This is a genomic window from Streptomyces sp. YIM S03343, from assembly GCF_054729195.1.
This window is the reverse complement of sequence record NZ_JBPUKX010000001.1, coordinates 1,564,769-1,583,628: the sequence shown is the minus strand read 5'-3', so window position 1 is coordinate 1,583,628 and position 18,860 is coordinate 1,564,769. Positions and strand designations below refer to the sequence as shown.

Below are 18,860 nucleotides of genomic sequence, written 5' to 3'. Positions count from 1 at the left end.
CGCGCCGGTCACGGCGCGCCCGAGCTGCGAGGAGTCGCTCATGCGTCACCCCCCGCGTTCAGTACTTTTAGCCGTCACCGGTACGGTCGCCCTTCTGGGCACCGCCCTGGTGCCGGTCGTCACGGCGCACGGCGCCACGCGCGCCTGCACGGTGGAGTACTCCGTCACCAACCAGTGGGACGCCGGCTTCCAGGGCTCCGTGAAGATCACCAACAACCAGGCCGCGCTGAGCAGTTGGAACCTCACCTTCGACTTCGCGAACGGTCAGAAGGTCACCCAGGGCTGGAGCGCCAAGTGGTCCCAGTCCGGTACCACCGTGACCGCCGCGAACGAGAGCTGGAACGGCTCGCTGGGCACCGGCGCCAGTGTCACCGCCGGGTTCATCGGCTCCTGGTCGGGCAGCAACGCCGTACCGACGACGTTCAAGCTGAACGGCACGGTGTGCAACGCGGACAGCGAGCCGTCCCCGTCACCGACCCCCAGTGACCCGCCCCCGTCCGGCGGCGGCAGCGCACCCGCGCTGCATGTGGCCGGAAACAAACTGGTGGACGCGAACGGCGCGACCCGCCGGCTGCTCGGTGTCAACCGCTCCGGCGGCGAATTCATGTGTGTCCAGGGCTATGGCATCTTCGACGGCCCGGTCGACGACGCCGCCCTGAAGGCGATCGCCGACTGGAAGGCCAACGCGGTCCGCATCCCGCTCAACGAGGAGTGCTGGCTGGGACTTTCCAACATCAAACCTGAGTATGCGGGCACCAACTACATCAACGCCGTCAAGGACCTGGTGACCCGGGTCGAGGCGCACGGCATGACTCCGATCGTCGAACTCCACTGGTCCTACGGCCAGTACACCGGCAACTCGGCGGGCTGCTCCGACGTCCACGCCACCTGCCAGAAGCCGATGCCGGACGCGCAGTACACACCCTCGTTCTGGTCGTCGGTGGCGAGCACCTTCAAGAGCGACCAGGCCGTGGTGTTCGACCTGTTCAACGAGCCCTATCCGGACCGCGCCACCTCCACGACCACCCAGGCGTGGCAGTGCTGGAAGGACGGCGGCACCTGCCCCGGCATCTCCTACGAGGTCGCCGGGATGCAGGACCTGGTCGACGCGATCCGGGGCACCGGGGCTCAGAACGTCATCATGGCCGGCGGGCTCGCCTACTCCAACGACCTCAGCCAGTGGCTGACGTACAGGCCCAGCGATCCGACCGGCAATCTCGCCGCCGCCTATCACGTGTACAACTTCAACACCTGTGCGAGCGAGAGCTGCTGGAACTCCACCCTCGCCCCCGTCGCGGCCGTGGTGCCGCTGGTGGCCGGGGAGGTCGGTGAGAACACCTGCTCGCACGGGTTCGTCGACCAGGTCATGAAGTGGTTCGACGACCGGAACCTGTCCTATCTGGGCTGGACCTGGAACACCTGGGACTGCTCCTCGGGCCCCTCGCTGATCTCCAGCTACGACGGCACGCCCACCGCCTACGGCATCGGGCTGCGCGACCATCTGCGCGCCGTCAACCCCTGACCCCCACCACTACCCCCACAACCGCACACCGCAACAACCGCACACCGCAACAACCGCACACCGCAACAACCGCACACCGCAACAACCGCACACCGCAACAACTGCACATCCCGCACATGGTGAAACTCCCCGCAACTCCGGCACATCTCAAGGAAGAAGGACACCCGCACTCATGAGTCGTACCAGAACAGCGATATTCGCCGCCCTGGCGCTCGTCGCAGGGGCCACCGGGACGGTCATCACCACCGCCCCGGCCGACGCCGCGGCGACGGTGATCCCCTGCACCGTGGACTACAAGGTGCAGAACCAGTGGGACAGCGGCTTCACCACCGCCGTGACGATCACCAACAACTCGGCCGCGAAGTCCAGTTGGTCGCTGAAGTGGTCGTACGCCGGGAACCAGAAGGTCACCAGCTTCTGGAGCACCAAGCTCACCCAGAGCGGCACGGCCGTCACCGCCAACAACGAGACCTACAACGGCACGCTGGCCACCGGGGGTTCGGTCAGCTTCGGCTTCAACGGCTCCTACAGCGGCACCAACGCGGTGCCCACCACCTTCACCCTCGACGGCGTGACCTGCAACGTCGACGACGGCAGCAGCGGCGGTGGCGGTGGCGGGGGCGGCGGCACCGGCAGCCGCGTCGACAACCCGTACAGCGGCGCCAAGGTCTATGTGAATCCGGAATGGTCCGCCAAGGCCGCGGCGGAGACCGGCGGCAGCCGTGTCTCCAACCAGCCCACCGGTGTCTGGCTCGACCGCATCGCCGCGATCAACGGTGTCAACGGCGGTATGGGCCTGCGTGCCCACCTCGACGCGGCCCTCGCCCAGAAGGGCACCGGCGAAGAGGTCGTCCAGCTGGTGGTCTACGACCTGCCCGGACGTGACTGTTCGGCCCTCGCCTCCAACGGCGAACTCGGCCCGACGGAGATCGACAAGTACAAGACGCAGTTCATCGACCCGATCGCGGCGATCCTGGCCGACTCCAAGTACGCCTCGCTGCGGATCGTCACCACCATCGAGATCGACTCGCTGCCCAACCTCGTCACCAACACCGGCAGCCGCGCCACCGCCACGGCCAACTGCGACACCATGCTGGCCAACGGCAACTACGTGAAGGGCGTCGGCTACGCCCTCGCCAAGCTCGGCGCGATCCCCAACGTCTACAACTACCTCGACGCCGGCCACCACGGCTGGCTCGGCTGGGACGACAACTTCGCCCCCTCGGCCACCCTGTTCAAGCAGGCGGCCACCAGCGAGGGCGCGACCGTGGACGACGTGGCCGGATTCATCACCAACACGGCCAACTACAGCGCGCTGAAGGAGAACAACTTCACCATCAACGACACGGTGAACGGCACGTCGGTGCGCCAGTCCAAGTGGGTCGACTGGAACCGGTACGTCGACGAGCTGTCCTTCGCGCAGGCCTTCCGCAACCAGCTGGTGTCGGTCGGCTTCAACTCCGGCATCGGCATGCTGATCGACACCTCCCGCAACGGCTGGGGCGGCACCGCCCGTCCGACCGGTCCGGGCGCGAAGACCACCGTGGACACGTACGTCGACGGCGGCCGCTACGACCGGCGCATCAACACGGGCAACTGGTGCAACCAGTCCGGAGCGGGCCTCGGTGAACGGCCGCAGGCCAGCCCGGCCACCGGGATCGACGCCTACGTCTGGATGAAGCCCCCGGGTGAGTCCGACGGCTCCAGCACCGCCATCGCCAACGACGAGGGCAAGGGCTTCGACCGGATGTGCGACCCGACGTACACCGGCAACCCCCGCAACAACAACAACATGTCCGGCGCCCTGCCAAACGCCCCGCTGTCCGGACACTGGTTCTCCGCCCAGTTCCAGCAGCTGATGCAGAACGCCTACCCGCCGCTTCCGTAGGGTGACAGTACCCCGCCGGGGCCGCTCCCCTCTGGGACCGGCCCCGGCGGATCACGTGTGTGCGCCCGGCTTTCGCCCGCCGCCGGAGCTTGCCGAAGTTGTCCGTCTTTTTGCCGTCTCCGCAACAGAAGTGGCCCCCGGCTGGTGTGCCGTCGCACCCTGTCGGTACGCGGACGAAAGGCTGACCACCATGGCACATCAGACGGACGAGCACGGCCACCACCACGGCCACCGTCAGGGCCACGACCACACCGACCTCGACTGGGCCGAGATGGGCCCGATGCTGGAGTCCCAGGCGGAGCTGTTCACGCCGCTGTACGAGCGGGCGCTGGCCTGGCTCGGGAAGGAGGTGACCGAGCCGGGACTGATCGTGGACGCGGGCAGCGGGCCCGGTGTGCTGTCCTGCCTGTTCGCCGAGGCGTTCCCCGGTGCCCGGGTGGTGGCGGTGGACGGCGCCGAGCCGCTGCTCCAGCGCGCCGCCGACCGTGCCGCCCGCCTCGGTGTCGCCGACCGCTTCGGCACGCTCGCCGGTGAACTCCCCGGCGTGCTGGACGAGTTGGACTACCCGGCCGATCTGCTGTGGGCCAGCCGCAGTCTGCACCACCTCGGTGACCAGCGGGCGGCGCTCGCCGCGTTCGCCGCCCGGCTGGCGCCCGGCGGCACCCTGGCGATCCTGGAGGGCGGACTGCCGTCCCGTTTCCTGCCCCGCGACATCGGCATCGGCCGTCCCGGCCTCCAGGCCCGGCTGGACGCGGTGGAGCAGGAGTGGTTCGCGAAGATGCGGGACGAACTGCCGGGTTCCGTCGCCGAGACCGAGGACTGGCCCGCGCTGCTGGGCTCCGCGGGCCTCAAGCACACCCGCACCCGCAGCTTCCTCCTCGATCTGCCCGCCCCGGCCACCGACCGCGCCCGCGAGTATGTCGCAGGGACCTTCGGCCGCTTCCGCGACACCTTCGGCGAGGTCCTCGACGCGGAGGACCGCGCCACCCTGGACCGGCTGCTCGACCCGGCGGACGAGGCGAGCGTGTACCACCGCCCCGATGTGTTCGTGCTGGCGGCACACACGGTCCACACGGCGGTCCGCACCGTCTGACTACGGCCTTCGGCAGTCGGACCGGGCAGCCGGACCGGGCCTCCGACCGCATCCGCAACCCCGGCGCCGTGCGGGGCGGCGCGACCCGCGCGCCCCGCACAGCCGCGGCCCCGGCAGGTCAGCCCGCGTTGAAGGTGGTGGGGTCGGGGCCCAGTCGGCGGTTCTCGTTGAGGGCACTGATCGCGGCGAGGTCCTCGATGTCCAGGGTGAAGTCGAAGACGTCGATGTTCTCCTTGATCCGGGACGGCGTCACGGACTTCGGGATCACGATGGTGCCGAGCTGGAGATGCCAGCGCAGCACGACCTGGGCCGGGGTGCGGCCGTGCTTCTGCGCGATCGCCACGATCGCCGGGACCTCCAGGAGACCCTTGCCGGAGCCGAGCGGCGACCACGCCTCGGTGGCGATGCCCTGTTCCGCGTGGTACTCGCGGGCCCCGTGCTGCTGAAGATGCGGGTGCAGCTCGATCTGGTCGACGGCCGGCACCACCGACGTCTCGGCGATCAGCTGCTCCAGGTGCTGCGTCTCGAAGTTGGAGACGCCGATGGCCCGCACCCGGCCGTCCGAGTACAGCTTCTCGAGCGCCTTGTAGGTGTCGACAAAGGTGTCGCGGGCGGGGGTCGGCCAGTGGATGAGATACAGGTCGACATAGTCCAGGCCCAGCTTCGCCAGCGAGGTGTCGAAGGCGCGCAGGGCGGCGTCGTACCCATGGTCGCCGTTCCACAGCTTGGTGGTGACGAAGAGGTCGGCGCGCTCGATGCCGGAGGCGGCGATGGCGCGGCCGGTGCCCTCTTCGTTGCCGTAGATCGCCGCCGTGTCGACGCTGCGGTACCCGGACTCCAGCGCGGTGGCGACCGCCCGCTCCGCCTCGTCGTCCGGCACCTGCCAGACACCGAAGCCCAGCTGGGGCATCTCGACACCGTTGTTGAGGATGATCGGGGGGACCTTGCTGCTCACGGGTTCTTGATCCTTCGGTCGGTCGTCAGGTCTACGCACATCGTCAACGATCACGGGCCGTGATGCATTCCTGACAGCGGAATCGACCGGAATCGGCCAGGGATCGGGCGCGGATCGGCCGGGGATGGGCCAGGCATAGGCCATGGATAGGCCATGGACAGGCCACGGAAAGGCGGGCGGACGGCCGGACCCGGCGCAATTCAGCCCGCCTGCCCATCCCCTCGCTCCTTCACGCCCCGTACAGCGCCTCGACCTCGTCGGCGTACGCCTTCTCGATCGCCCGGCGCTTCAGCTTCAGGGACGGGGTGAGCAGACCGTGCTCCTCGGTGAACGGCTGGGCGAGGATACGGAAGGTGCGGATCGACTCGGCCTGGGAGACCAGGGTGTTGGCGGCCACCACCGCGCGGCGCACCTCCGTCTCCAGGTCCGGGTCGCGGACCAGCTGGACCGGGGGCATCGGGCGTTTGTCGCGCATCATCAGCCAGTGCTCGACGGCCTCCGGGTCAAGGGTGACCAGGGCGGCTACGAAGGGGCGGTCGTTGCCGACCACGATGCACTGGTTGACCAGCGGATGGTCGCGCACCCGCTCCTCCAGGACACCGGGGGAGACGCTCTTGCCGCCGGAGGTCACCAGGATCTCCTTCTTACGGCCGGTGATCGTGAGATAGCCGTCCTCGTCGAGGGCGCCGATGTCGCCGGTGGCGAGCCAGCCGTCGTGCAGGGTCGCGTCGGTGGCCTTCTGGTTGTTGAGATAGCCCTGGAAGACGTTCGGGCCGCGCAGCCAGATCTCGCCGTCCTCCGCGATGTGCACGGAGACGCCGGGGACGGGCTGCCCCACCGTGCCGTACCGGGTGCGCTCGGGCGGGTTGGCGGTCGCGGCGGCCGTCGACTCGGTCAGGCCGTAGCCCTCGTAGATCTGCACACCCGCGCCGGCGAAGAACAGCCCGAGCCGCCGGTCCATGGCCGAGCCGCCGGACATGGCGTTGCGGATGCGGCCGCCCATCGCGGCGCGCAGCTTGGTGTAGACGAGCTTGTCGAAGAACTGGTGCTGCATGCGCAGCCCCGCCGAGGGGCCGGGGCCGAGGCCCCATGCCCTGGCCTCCAGCGCCTCCGCGTAGTTCACCGCGACGTCGACGGCCTTCTCGAACGCCCCCGCCCTGCCCTCCTTCTCGGCCTTGCGGCGGGCGGAGTTGAAGACCTTCTCGAAGATGTACGGCACGGCCAGGAAGAACGTCGGCCGGAACGCGGCGAGATCGGGCAGCAGGGCCGCGGCGTTGAGCTGCGGCTGGTGGCCGAAGCGCACCCGGCCGCGGATCGCCGCCACCTGCACCATGCGGCCGAAGACATGCGCGAGCGGCAGGAACAGCAGGGTGGCGGCCTCGTCGCCCTTCCTGGAGCGGAACACCGGCTGCCAGCGCTCGATGACGGTGTCCGCCTCGTACATGAAGTTGCCGTGTGTGAGGACACAGCCCTTGGGGCGGCCGGTGGTGCCCGAGGTGTAGATGACGGTGGCGGTCGAGTCGGGGGTGACGGCCTCCCGGTGCCGGTGCACCACCTCGTCGTCGAGATGGGCGCCCGCCTCGTACAGCTCCTGCACGGCGCCGGTGTCCAGCTGCCACAGCTCACGGAGGCCGGGGAGGCGGTCGATGACGGTGGCGATGGTCATGGCGTGGTCCTCGTGCTCGACCATCGCCGCCGTCACCTGTGCGTCGTGCAGCATCCAGAAGCACTGCTCGGCCGACGAGGTCGGATAGACCGGTACCACCTGGGCGCCGATCGTCCACAGCGCGTAGTCGAAGAGCGTCCACTCGTAGCGGGTCCTCGACATGATCGCGACCCGGTCCCCGAAGCGTACGCCGCGCGCCAGCAGGCCCTTCGCGAGCGCCAGCACCTCGTCGCGGAACTCGGCGGCGGTCACGTCCCGCCACTGCCCCGACTCGTCCTTGCGGCCGAGCGCGATGTGCAGCGGGTCCTCCTCGGCATGCCGGAACACGGAATCGGCCAGTCCGCCCACCGGCGGTGCCGACACCAACGGAGGATTGGTGAACTCGCTCAAACCCGCTCCCCGCTTCCAGCCCTCGGGGGGCCTTTCTGGTCACGCTCCGGACAGCGCCGTGAAAGCTACCTCACGGGCAGGCGGTGCGGGAGGGGGTGCGAAACGGAGCATTGCTCACGTTCGGACGCACCTATGTTCAGAAAATACGCTCACATGGGGAAGAGCCGGACAGATTACCTACGGGCCGGTAAGTTTCGGGACTGTAATCTCCACGGAATCTGTACGGCCTGATTACGGCCCTCACCCGTCGAGGCGGGGTGTCTGCCGCCGGTGCAGGCGGTCGCCGCCCGCCAGGATGACCGCCGCCAGCGCGTCCGCCGCCTCCTGCGCCGCGGCCCGGCGTCGCCCGTGCACCAGCACGAAGTCGACCGGGTCCAGCTCCGGCAGCCCGGCCCGCTCCGGCATCAGTGCGAGACCCGGCGGGACCAGCCGCCGTGAGTGCGCCATCACCCCGAGCCCGGCCCGCGCCGCCGCGACCAGACCGTTGAGACTGGTGCTGGTGCACACGATGCGCCATGGCCGCCCCTGCCGCTCCAATGCCTCCATGGCCACCGCGCGGGTGATCCCGGGCGGCGGGAAGACGATCAGCGGAACCGGCCGTTCCGGGTCCAGCCGCAGCCGTTCCGCGCCGATCCACACCAGCCGGTCGTGCCACACCAGCTCCCCGCGCGGGTCCTGGGGGCGGCGCTTGGCCAGCACCAGGTCCAGCTTCCCGGCGGCCAGTTGCTCGTGCAGGGTGCCGGACAGCTCCACCGTCAGCTCCAGGTCGACCTCCGGATGGTCGTAGCGGAAGCCCTCCAGGATCTCCGGCAGCCGGGTCAGCACGAAGTCCTCCGACGCGCCGAACCGGAGACGGCCGCGCAGCCGGGTCCCGGTGAAGAACGCCGACGCCTGCTCGTGCACGGCCAGGATGCGCCGGGCGAAGCCGAGCATCGCCTCGCCGTCCTCGGTCAGCTCCACCGAGTGCGTGTCCCGGGAGAACAGCCGCCGTCCGGTGGCCTCCTCCAGGCGCCGCACATGATGGCTCACCGTCGACTGCCGCAGCCCGAGCCGCCGCGCGGCCTGGGTGAAGCTCAACGTCTGTGACACCGCGAGGAAGGTGCGCAGGTGGGCGGGGTCGTACACACCGCCCACGATAACCGGACGGGGGCCGGTCATCACGAATGTCGATGACAGTCAGAGCGGCGTACCGGATTCCCGATCACCTCGGTGAGGAGGACCATGAGACGGGGCACCCCTGCCCAGGAAGCAAGTGGAGCACCGTGAAACGCCTGCGTCTGCCGAAGTGGCTGCCGATCGACCCGTACATCCTGCTTCTGATCGGGACCGTCGGCGTCGCCGCGCTGATCCCGGCGCGCGGCACCGGCGCGGACATCGCCTCCGGTGCCTCGACCGCCGCGATCGCCCTTCTCTTCTTTCTCTACGGCGCCCGGCTCTCCACCCATGAGGCCCTGGAGGGGCTCAAGCACTGGCGGCTGCACATCACGGTGCTCGCCGCCACCTTCGTGGTCTTCCCGCTGCTCGGCCTCGCCGCCCGGGGCCTGGTCCCGGTGTTCCTCTCCCACGACCTCTACACCGGTCTGCTCTTCCTCACCCTCGTCCCGTCGACCGTCCAGTCCTCGATCGCGTTCACCTCGATCGCCCGCGGCAACGTGCCCGCCGCGATCTGCGCGGGCTCCTTCTCCTCGCTGGTCGGCATCGTGGTCACCCCGCTGCTCGCGGCCGTGCTGCTCGGCAACAGCGGCGGCGGCTTCTCCACCGACTCGGTGGTCAAGATCGTGTTCCAGCTGCTGGTGCCGTTCGTCGCCGGGCAGGTGCTGCGCCGCTGGATCGGCGGCTTCGTGCAGCGGCACAAGAAGGTCCTCGGCTATGTCGACCGGGGCTCGATCCTCCTCGTCGTCTACACCGCGTTCAGCGAGGGCATGGTCCAGGGCATATGGCACCGGGTGAGTCCCGCGCGGCTCGGCGGGCTGCTCGTCGTCGAGGCCGTCCTGCTGGGTGTGATGCTCACCCTCACCTGGTTCGGCGCGAGGGCGATGGGGTTCGGCCGCGAGGACCGTATCGCCATCCAGTTCGCCGGCTCCAAGAAGTCCCTCGCCTCCGGGCTGCCCATGGCCGGTGTGCTGTTCGGCGCGCAGGCGTCCCTCGCGGTGCTGCCGCTGATGCTGTTCCACCAGATGCAGCTCATGGTGTGCGCGGTCATCGCCAAGCGCCGTGCACGGGACCCGGAGGCCCAGGAGGACGACCGGTTCCCGGCGCCGCCGTCATCAGGCGCGGCGCCGGGAACCTCGGTCGGCACACCGACCTCGTCCCGCTGACGCGGGGTTCGGCGGCGCGTCTGAGGCGGGGGTCAGTGGCCGCCGCGCACCTGGTCGAGCGGCAGCCACAGCACGGTCCCGTCGGCCGACGGCTGCTGTCCGCCGGACAGTTCCGTGTCGCTCAGGGCGCGGTCCCAGACGTGCACGTCGTCGATCGCACCGGTGAAGAACGCCTGGCTGTCCATCCGCTGCCCGATGTGCACACCGAACGGCGAGTTGCGGCTCACGGAGCCGGGCACATCGGCGGTGCCGATCCGGGTGCCGTCGAGGAACAGGCTCAGCTCACCCCCGCCGCGCCGCAGCGCCAGACGGTGCCACTCGCCGTCGTTGTACGCCCCGCTGGTGCGGACGAACGCGCTCTGCGGCGCCGACGCCCCGTTCCGTACGGTGATCAGGCCCTGGACGCGGTTGTTCGCGGGTTCGGCGCGCAGCCACACCTGCGGCTGCGAGGTGCCGATCCCGCCCATCCACAGCAGCGGCTGCTCCCCACTCGTCGCTGAGTACCGGAACCACAGCGACGCCGTGAAGTCCTTCGTCCCGAGCGGCAGCCGGTCGCTGTACGGCAGCCGTACGGCGTCGTCGACCCCGTCGAACTCCAGTGCGCCGCCGCTCACGCCCGCGGTCTCGGCGGCGCCCCCGAGCACCGCCGCCGGCCTCGCACGCCGGGCCAGATCGGCGGTCGTCGGATCGGGGCCGCGGCGCGGGGTGAGCCAGTCGGTGGTGAAGCGGGCGAAGCGGATCTCGTCGCGGGCGTCGACCGCGCCGCCCTCGTACAGCAGGCCCACCGTGTCACCGTCGATCCGGGCCATGTCGGAGTAGCCGGACCAGTCCGTGGTGACGACGGTGCCGCGGTCCACGCTGTCCCAGGTGCGTCCGCCGTCGTAGGAGGAGCGGATCATCATGGTCCGGCGCCGGTCGGGGTCGCCCGGGCAGGACAGCAGGATGCGCCCGCCGAGCCGAAGGGTGGCGCACTGCACCTGCGGGGCGTACAGATCGGGCAGATCGCGGAACGGGGCGGTGAAGCTGTCGCCGCCGTCCCGGCTGACCGCCTGGGTGCGGTGACCGAGGTCGGTGCCGTCCTGCTCACGGCCGCTGACCAGCACGGTGCCGTCGGAGCGCTCGGTGAGGGTGAGTTCGGACGGCTTCTGCCGGAAGGTGCCGTCGGCGGCGATCGGCCGGCTGTCGGTGGCCCCGGCCCGCCAGTGCCCGCCGTGGTCGTCGCTGACGATCAGCGCGGCGTGGTTCGCGGAGATGCGGCTGCCGTCCCAGGTCTCGGTGTTGACGCCGAACACCAGGCGTCCGGCATGCTTGCCGCGGCTCAGCTGGAGTCCGTGCACGGGGCCGGTGGCGTACCAGGAGTTCCAGGCCGGGGGCAGGATCTCGTCGCTCAGATCGCGCGGCGCGGACCAGGTCAGCCCGTCGTCGTCGCTGTACTGGAGATGCGGGGTGCGATCGCACGGGACGGAGCAACTGGCGCTGTCCGTACGGCCCGTGTTGTACGTCTCGGCCAGCAGGATCCGCCCGGTCTCCCGGTCGACGATCGGCGCGGGGTTGCCGTGCGTGTCACCGGCGCCCTCGTTGACCACGGTCAGCGGGCCCCAGGTGCGGCCGCCGTCGGTGGACCGCTTGAGCACGACGTCTATGTCGGCGGCGTCCCCGCAGTTGAGGACCCGCCCTTCGGCGAAGGCGAGCAGGGTGCCGTCGGAGGTCTTCACGATCGCCGGGATGCGGAAGCAGGCGTAGCCGGGGTCCTGGGACGCCTTGAAGAGGATCTGCTGTGTGAACTCGGCTGCGGGGGAGGTGGGTTGAGCGTGCGCCGGGTGCGGGAGCACGCTCAACGGCGCGGCCGCCGTGAGGACGGCGGCCAGGACGGTTCTCAGTCGTGCGCGGACGCGTAACGGCATGTGCGACCTGCCCTTCACGCTTCGGGACACAAGGACACGAGACAGAGGAACGTAGTTGGGAGTTCCTCGCCTCACAAGGCACGGGCGCCCACCGGGTTCTCGCCCCCGCCGCCCCTTCCCGTTCCCGTCCCTGGGGGCTGCGCCCCCAGACCCCCGCTGTCGGCCCTTCGGGCCTCGTCCTCAAACGCCGGAGGGGCTGAAATCAGCCCCTCCGGCGTTTGAGGAGCGGGGGTACGGGGGCGGAGCCCCCGTGACGGGACGGGAAGGGGCGGCGGGGGCGAAACACCCTCCCGGGTACGTCCGATCCCGCCGAAGGCGACACGACGGGGCCCCGGTGCGGCGCAGGGGGCGCTCCCCGCCGTCGGAGCCCCGCCGCCCGTGCCGCGGGAGCGGAGCCTCAGCCCTGGGCGGCCGCGGTCCGCAGAGCGAGACGCTCCTCGCCCGCGTACACGTTCATGGAGGTGCCGCGCAGGAAGCCCACCAGCGTCAGACCTGCCTCGGCGGCGAGGTCGACGGCGAGCGAGGAGGGCGCCGAGACCGCGGCCAGCACGGGTATGCCGGCCATCACCGCCTTCTGCGCCAGCTCGAACGAGGCCCGCCCGGACACCAGCAGAAGGGTCCGCGACAGCGGCAGCTCCCCGTTCTGCAGGGCCCGTCCGACCAGTTTGTCCACCGCGTTGTGCCGGCCGACGTCCTCCCGGATGTCGATCAGCTCGCCCTCCTCGGTGAACAGCGCGGCGGCGTGCAGACCCCCGGTCCGGTCGAAGACGCGCTGGGCCGCCCGCAGCCGGTCGGGGAGGCGGGCGAGCAGGTCGGCGTCGATCCGGACCGGGGGAGTGTCGGCGATCGGCCAGCGGGCGGTCGTACGGACTGCGTCCAGGCTCGCCTTGCCGCACAGCCCGCACGACGAGGTGGTGTAGACGTTCCGCTCCAGCGTGATGTCCGGTATCACCACCCCCGGCGCGGTCCGCACGTCCACCACGTTGTACGTGTTGGCCCCGTCCACCGTTGCACCCGCGCAGTACACGATGTTCTGGAGGTCGCCCACCGCTCCCAGCACGCCCTCGCTGACCAGGAACCCGGCGGCCAGCGCGAAGTCGTCGCCCGGGGTGCGCATGGTGATCGCGAGCGCCTTGCCGTTCAGCCGGATCTCCAGGGGTTCCTCGGCGACGAGCGTGTCGGCCCGCGTGGAGACGGCACCGCCCCGGATGCGGAGCACCTTGCGTCGTTCCGTGACTCGTCCCATGTCCTGATCAGCCCCGGTTCTGTACGTGCTGGTAGCCGAATCGGCCCTTGATACACAGGTTCCCGTGGGTCACCGGACTGTCGTGCGGCGAGGTGACCTTCACGATCTCATTGTCCTGCACGTGCAGCGTCACATTGCAGCCCACTCCGCAGTACGCGCACACGGTCGTCGTCTCGGTCTGCGCCGACTCGTCCCAGGTACCCGCCGCGCGCATGTCGAACTCCGACCGGAACGACAGCGCCCCGGTCGGGCACACCTCGATGCAGTTGCCGCAGTACACGCACGCCGAGTCGGGCAGCGGCGCGTCGTGCTCGGCGGCGATCCGGGCGCCGAAGCCGCGGCCCGCGACGGAGATGGCGAAGGTGTTCTGCCACTGGTCCCCGCACGCGTCCACGCACTTGTAGCAGAGAATGCACTTGCCGTAGTCGCGCACATACAGGTCGTTGTCGGCCTTCGGCTCCTCGTTCAGCCGGGCCGCGTCCGGGCCGAAGCGGCCGGGTTTCGCCTCGTACTCCTTGAGCCACCCGGCCACCCGCGGTGTCGTCGACAGATCCACGGAGGAGGCGAGCAGTTCCAGAACGACCTTGCGGCTGTGCCGGGCGCGCTCGGTGTCCGTGTGCACGGCCATCCCTGGCTCCGCCGTGCGCGAGCACGCAGGGACCAGGGTGCGGGCGCCCTCGACCTCGACGACACAGACCCGGCAGGCGTTCTTCGGGCGCAGGGTGTCGCCCTCGCATAAAGTCGGCACGTCCTTCCCGGCGGCCCGGCAGGCGTCGAGGATCGTCGACCCCTCCGGGACCCGGGCCTGCTGCCCGTCCAGGGTGAACTCCACCAGCCGGCGCGGTACTCCGAGCGGTATCGCGGTCATGCGTACGCCCCCAGACGGTCGACGGCGGACTCCACGGCGTTCCACGCGGCCTGCCCCAGCCCGCAGATCGAGGCGTCCCGCATCGCGCGGCCCACCTCCCGCAGCAACGCGATGTCACCGGCCGCCGCCGCCCCGGTGCGCTCGGCGATCCGGCGCAGCGCCTCCTCCTGGCGCACCGTCCCGACCCGGCACGGCACACACTGCCCGCACGACTCGTCGCGGAAGAACTCCGCGATCCGCAGCAGCAGTTGGGGCAGCGGCACCGTATCGTCGAAGGCCATCACGACCCCCGAGCCGAGCGTGGTCCCCGCCTCCCGGGTGCCCTCGAAGGTGAGCGGGATGTCCAGCTCGTCCGCCCGGACGAACCCCCCGGCCGCGCCGCCCAGCAGCACCGCCCGCAGCCCGTCCCGCACCCCGGCCAGGGCCAGTACCTCGCCCAGCGTCGCGCCGAACGGCACCTCGTACACCCCGGGCCGCGCCACGCTGCCCGAGACGCAGAACAGCTTGGGCCCGGTGGAGCCAGGCGTCCCGATTGCCGCGTAGGCCTGCGCGCCCATCGTGATCACCGGCAGCACATTGACCAGCGTCTCCACGTTGTTGGCGACCGTCGGCTTCCCGAACAGGCCGTGCTCGACGGGGAACGGCGGCTTGGAGCGGGGCTCGCCCCGGAAGCCCTCGACCGAGTTGAACAGCGCGGTCTCCTCACCGCAGACGTACGCGTTCGCGCCGCGCCGGATCTCGATGTCGAAGGCGTAGCCCTGGCCGAGGACGTCGTCGCCGAGCAGCCCGCGTGCCCTCGCCTGCGCCACGGCGTGCTCCATACGGCGCAGCGCCCGCGGGTACTCGCCGCGCAGATACAGGTAGCCGCGGTGCGCGCCGGTGGCGAACCCGGCGATGGTCATGGACTCGACCAGCGCATACGGGTCGCCCTCCATGATCACCCGGTCCTTGAAGGTGCCCGGCTCGGACTCGTCCGCGTTGCACACCAGGTAGTGCGTGCGGCCGGGCTGGGTCGCGGTGGCCTGCCATTTGCGGCCGGTGGGGAAGGCGGCGCCGCCACGCCCCATCAGACCGGAGTCGGTGATCTCGCGGATGACGCCGCCCGCGCCGAGGTGGAAGGCGCGGCGCAGGGCCGCGTAGCCGCCGTGGGCGCGGTAGTCGTCCAGGCTCGCCGGATCGGCGACACCGATGCGGCGCAGCAGGATCAGCTCGTCGTGCCCGGGCTGCCCGGGCTGCCCGGGCTGCCCGGGGCGCCCGGACCGCCCAGGCCGCCCGGCCTGCGGGACGGCGTGGGCGGCGGGCGGCTCCTGGGGCGCCGATCCGGGCGATGTCGCGGCGAGTACGGCGCTCTCGGCGGTCGCCGGTGCGGACACCGCCGTGCGCACCGGGTCGCCCGCCTTGATCGCGAGGGCGGCCGGGGCGCGTTCGCACAGGCCGAGACAGGGGCTGCGTTCGACGGTGACTCCGCTGCCGGGGCCGAGCCGGGCCTCGGCGGAGTCGCACAGCGCGTCCGCACCGGCCGCTTTGCAAACCAGGTCGGTGCACAGATGCAGCACGGTCGCGGGGCGCGGGCGGACGGAGAACATGGCGTAGAAGGAGGCGACGCCGTACGCCTCCGCGGGCGGCACCGTGAGACGGCGGCACAGATAGCCGAGGGCGCCGTCGCTGATCCAGCCGACCCGGTCGTTTATGGCGTGCAGCCCCGGCAGCAGCAGATCGCGCCGTTCGCGGGCCTCCCGGCCGCCCCTGGCCCACCTGAGGTCCGCGTCCGAGCGGTCGGCGCCCTCCCAGGCGGACTCCGGGGGGCCCAACAGGGCGTCCACGGCGGCCCGTTCGTCGTCGGTCGGTTTGCTGTCGCCGAAGCGCAGATCCATCAACGTCACCCCACCCAGGTCACAACCGGCAGCTTCTCGATGCGGATCGCGGACGCCTTGAACTCCGCCGTGCCGGCGATCGGGCAATTGGCCTCGATCGTCAGCTGGTTGGTGTCCACCTCGTCCGGGAAGTGGAACGTCATGAAGGCCAGGCCCGGCCGCAGCGCGGTGTCGATCCACACCGGCGCCCGCACCGAGCCGCGCCGCGAGCTCACCCGCACCTCCTCGCCGACGACGACGCCGTAGCGCTCGGCGTCCTCAGGGCTCAGCTCGACGTACTCGCCGCGCCGCAGCGGGGAGGCGAAACCGCCGCTCTGCACACCGGTGTTGTAGGAGTCGAGCCGCCGTCCGGTGGTCAGCCGGATCGGGTACTCCTCGTCGGTGAGGTCGACCGGCGGATCGTGCCGCACCATCCCGAACGGCGCGGCCGGGCCCCGTTGCTCGGGGTTCCGCTCCCACAACCTGCCGTGCAGGAAGGCCGGTTCGAGACGCTCGGTGCTGGTGCAGGGCCATTGGATGCCCTGGTGCTCGTCGAGGCGGGCGTACGTCATCCCGTAGTGGTCCGGGGAGACCGAGCGCAGCTCGTTCCACACGGCCTCCGCGTCGGCATACTTCCAGTCGTGGCCGAGCCGGGCGGCGAGGTCGCACAGGATGTCGATGTCCTCACGCGCCTCACCGGGCGGGTTCACGGCCCGCCGAACCCGCTGGACGCGCCGCTCGCTGTTGGTGGTGGTGCCGTCGGTCTCCGCCCAGCCGGCGGTGGCGGGCAGTACGACATGCGCCAGCTCGGCCGTCCGGGTCAGGAAGATGTCCTGCACCACGAGGAAGTCGAGCCCGGCGAGCCGTCGTACGGTCTGCTCGCTGTCCGCCTCCGACTGCGCCGGGTTCTCGCCGATGCAGTAGACGGCCCGGATCGTGCCGTCCCCCATCGCCTCGAACATCTCCGTGAGGTTCAGCCCGTAGTGCGGCTCGATCGCGGTGTCCCAGGCGGACTCGAACTTCAGCCGGGTCTGCGGGTCGAGGATGTCCTGGAAGCCGGGCAGCTTGTTGGGGATGGCGCCCATGTCGCCGCCGCCCTGCACGTTGTTCTGCCCGCGCAGCGGCTGGAGCCCCGAGCCGTAGCGGCCGACATGGCCGGTCAGCAGGGCCAGGTTGATCAGCGCGCGGACGTTGTCGGTGCCGTTGTGGTGCTCGGTGATGCCGAGGGTCCAGCACAACTGGGCGCGCTCGGCGCGGCCGTAGGCATGCGCCAACTCCCGGATCGCGGCCGCCGGGACCCCGGTGACCTTCTCGGCGAGCGACAGCGTCCACGGTTCGACCAGCGCCCGGTACTCCTCGAAGCCGCTCGTCGCCCGCTCGATGAACGCCTCGTTGACCAGACCGGCGTGGATGATCTCCCGGCCGATCGCGTGCGCCATGGCGATGTCCGTGCCGACGTTCAGCCCGAGCCAGCTCTCCGCCCACTCGGCGGTGGAGGTACGGCGCGGATCGACGGCGTACATCCGGGCGCCGTTCCTGATGCCCTTGAGGACGTGCTGGAAGAAGATCGGGTGCGCGAAGCGGGCGTTGGAGCCCCACATCACGATCAGATCGGTGTGCTCGACCTCCTCGTACGACGAGGTCCCGCCGCCCGAGCCGAACGCCGCCGACAGCCCGGCGACGCTCGGCGCATGACAGGTGCGGTTACAGGAGTCGACGTTGTGGGTCCCCATCACGACCCGGGCGAACTTCTGCGCCACATAGTTGGTCTCGTTGGTGGCGCGGGAGCAGGAGAACAACCCGAACGCACCCCGCGCCGCCGCCAGTTCACGTGCAGTGCGGTCCAGGGCCTCCGCCCAGGTCGCCTCCCGGAACGGCTCGTCACGACAGGCGCGCACCAGGGGGCGGATGAGCCGGGTGTACGTCTTCGGTTCACGGTCGCGGTGCTGACGCTTCGTCATGCGACGCTCCTCAGCGCGAGCAGGTCCGAGATGGCGTGCACGGTGCGCAGGGTGGGCACCTCCACGCCGGTGATCTCCGCGAGTTCGATCACGGCCGCGAGCAGCACGTCGAGCTCCAGCGGCTTGCCGCGCTCCAGGTCCTGGAGCGTGGAGGTGCGGTGCTCGCCGACGCGTTCTGCGCCCGCGAGCCGCCGTTCGACGGAGACGCCGACCTCGCAGCCGAGGGCCTCGGCGACGGCGAGCGTCTCGCGCATCATGGTCTCGATGACCTTGCGGGTGCCGCCGTGCAGACACATCTGCCGCATGGTCGCGCGGGCCAGGGCACTGATCGGGTTGAACGAGATGTTGCCGAGCAGCTTGACCCAGATGTCGCCGCGCAGCTCCGGCTCCACCGGGCACTTGAGGCCGCCCGCGCGCAGGGCGTCGCTGAACGCCAGACAGCGCGCCGAGACGCTGCGGTCGGGCTCGCCGACCGAGAACCGGGTGCCCTCCAAGTGCCGTACGACGCCCGGGGCTTCGAGTTCGGTGGCGGCGTACACCACACAGCCGACGGCCCGTTCGGGCGCCAGTACCGCGCTGACCGCGCCGCCGGGGTCCACACTCTCCAGACGGTGCCCGTCGTGGGGGCCGCCGTGCCGGTGGAAGTACCACCAGGGGATGCCGTTCTGGGCGGCCACGACCGCCGTGTCCTCGGCCAGCAGGGGCTCGATCAGCGGCCCGCACGCCGCGTACGAGTTGGCCTTCAGGCCGAGGAAGACGAAGTCGACCGGGCCGATCTCGGCCGGGTCGTCGGTTGCGTGCGCGCGGGCGGTGAAGTCGCCGCGCGGGCTGCGCACCCGGACGCCGTGCTGCCTCATGGCCGCCAGATGCGGTCCACGGGCGACGAGATGCACATCGGCGCCCGCGCGGTGCAGTGCGGCGCCGACGTAGGCGCCGATCGCACCGGCGCCGAGGACTGCCACTTTCACGAAAGGAGCTCCGTTCGGTTGAGGGTACCGAGGAACTTCGGGGGACTTTTGGGGGCTTTGAGGGACTTCGAGGAACTTCGCCGAGCAGTGTCGAGCGGTGTCGACTGAATATTGTCTACAGTATGGCGGTGGGGTCGACAAGGGTCCATGCAAAGGCCGTTCGGCTCTTGACGTTCGATCAATTACCTTGTGACGTACGACCGTTCACCGCAGCGTGCATACCGCTCA

The 18,860-nt window shown here is 70.6% G+C and carries 13 protein-coding genes; 4 read left to right on the top strand and 9 right to left on the bottom strand.

The window, feature by feature from the left end:
* Positions 1-40: 40 nt before the first annotated feature.
* The 3 genes from ACSYGN_RS07005 to ACSYGN_RS06995 all read left to right on the top strand — a co-directional run bounded on the left by ACSYGN_RS07005 (position 41) and on the right by ACSYGN_RS06995 (position 4,503).
* Entirely contained in the window at positions 41-1,522 is a 1,482-nt protein-coding gene (locus ACSYGN_RS07005) for a cellulase family glycosylhydrolase (RefSeq protein ID WP_460392946.1), read from the top strand.
* Positions 1,523-1,694: 172 nt separating this feature from the next.
* Positions 1,695-3,410 carry a glycoside hydrolase family 6 protein gene (locus tag ACSYGN_RS07000; protein WP_460392944.1) on the top strand — a complete coding sequence of 572 codons (1,716 nt, stop codon included), beginning with the start codon at positions 1,695-1,697 and terminating at the stop codon, positions 3,408-3,410.
* A 190-nt stretch (positions 3,411-3,600) separates the two neighbouring features.
* Complete coding sequence (locus ACSYGN_RS06995) at positions 3,601-4,503, top strand: class I SAM-dependent methyltransferase (protein WP_460392942.1); 903 nt, start codon at positions 3,601-3,603, stop codon at positions 4,501-4,503.
* A gap of 118 nt (positions 4,504-4,621) precedes the next feature.
* On the opposite strand, the gene ACSYGN_RS06990 is transcribed toward ACSYGN_RS06995, so the two are convergent.
* From ACSYGN_RS06990 to ACSYGN_RS06980, 3 genes are all read right to left on the bottom strand, one after another.
* Positions 4,622-5,458 carry an aldo/keto reductase gene (locus tag ACSYGN_RS06990; protein WP_460392940.1) on the bottom strand — a complete coding sequence of 279 codons (837 nt, stop codon included), beginning with the start codon at positions 5,456-5,458 and terminating at the stop codon, positions 4,622-4,624.
* Positions 5,459-5,687: 229 nt separating this feature from the next.
* The gene (locus ACSYGN_RS06985; protein ID WP_460392937.1) at positions 5,688-7,514 is read right to left on the bottom strand and encodes an AMP-dependent synthetase/ligase; all 1,827 of its coding nucleotides are present in this window, start codon (positions 7,512-7,514) and stop codon (positions 5,688-5,690) included.
* Positions 7,515-7,754: 240 nt separating this feature from the next.
* Positions 7,755-8,639, bottom strand: coding sequence for a LysR substrate-binding domain-containing protein (locus ACSYGN_RS06980; protein ID WP_460392935.1), 885 nt, complete (start codon positions 8,637-8,639; stop codon positions 7,755-7,757).
* Positions 8,640-8,776: 137 nt separating this feature from the next.
* Between ACSYGN_RS06980 and ACSYGN_RS06975 the strand changes: the two genes are divergently transcribed.
* Entirely contained in the window at positions 8,777-9,832 is a 1,056-nt protein-coding gene (locus tag ACSYGN_RS06975) for a bile acid:sodium symporter family protein (protein WP_460392933.1), read from the top strand.
* Between the two features lie 32 nt (positions 9,833-9,864).
* On the opposite strand, the gene ACSYGN_RS06970 is transcribed toward ACSYGN_RS06975, so the two are convergent.
* The 6 genes from ACSYGN_RS06970 to ACSYGN_RS06945 all read right to left on the bottom strand — a co-directional run bounded on the left by ACSYGN_RS06970 (position 9,865) and on the right by ACSYGN_RS06945 (position 18,632).
* A complete protein-coding gene (locus ACSYGN_RS06970; RefSeq protein WP_460392931.1) occupies positions 9,865-11,736 on the bottom strand; it encodes an exo-alpha-sialidase in 1,872 nt (623 codons plus the stop codon).
* A 397-nt stretch (positions 11,737-12,133) separates the two neighbouring features.
* Positions 12,134-12,982, bottom strand: a complete 849-nt coding sequence (gene fdhD / locus ACSYGN_RS06965; protein WP_460392929.1) for a formate dehydrogenase accessory sulfurtransferase FdhD — start codon at positions 12,980-12,982, stop codon at positions 12,134-12,136.
* 7 nt (positions 12,983-12,989) lie between these two features.
* On the bottom strand, positions 12,990-13,850 hold the full coding sequence (locus ACSYGN_RS06960; RefSeq protein WP_460392927.1) for a 2Fe-2S iron-sulfur cluster-binding protein: 861 nt from the start codon (positions 13,848-13,850) through the stop codon (positions 12,990-12,992).
* On the bottom strand, positions 13,847-15,724 hold the full coding sequence (locus ACSYGN_RS06955) for an NADH-ubiquinone oxidoreductase-F iron-sulfur binding region domain-containing protein (RefSeq protein ID WP_460403272.1): 1,878 nt from the start codon (positions 15,722-15,724) through the stop codon (positions 13,847-13,849). The genes ACSYGN_RS06960 and ACSYGN_RS06955 overlap by 4 nt, the downstream gene beginning before the upstream one ends.
* Positions 15,725-15,729: 5 nt before the next feature.
* On the bottom strand, positions 15,730-17,664 hold the full coding sequence (locus ACSYGN_RS06950) for a molybdopterin oxidoreductase family protein (RefSeq protein WP_460392925.1): 1,935 nt from the start codon (positions 17,662-17,664) through the stop codon (positions 15,730-15,732).
* Entirely contained in the window at positions 17,661-18,632 is a 972-nt protein-coding gene (locus ACSYGN_RS06945) for a 2-dehydropantoate 2-reductase (protein ID WP_460392923.1), read from the bottom strand. The genes ACSYGN_RS06950 and ACSYGN_RS06945 overlap by 4 nt, the downstream gene beginning before the upstream one ends.
* Between the last annotated feature and the right edge of the window lie 228 nt (positions 18,633-18,860).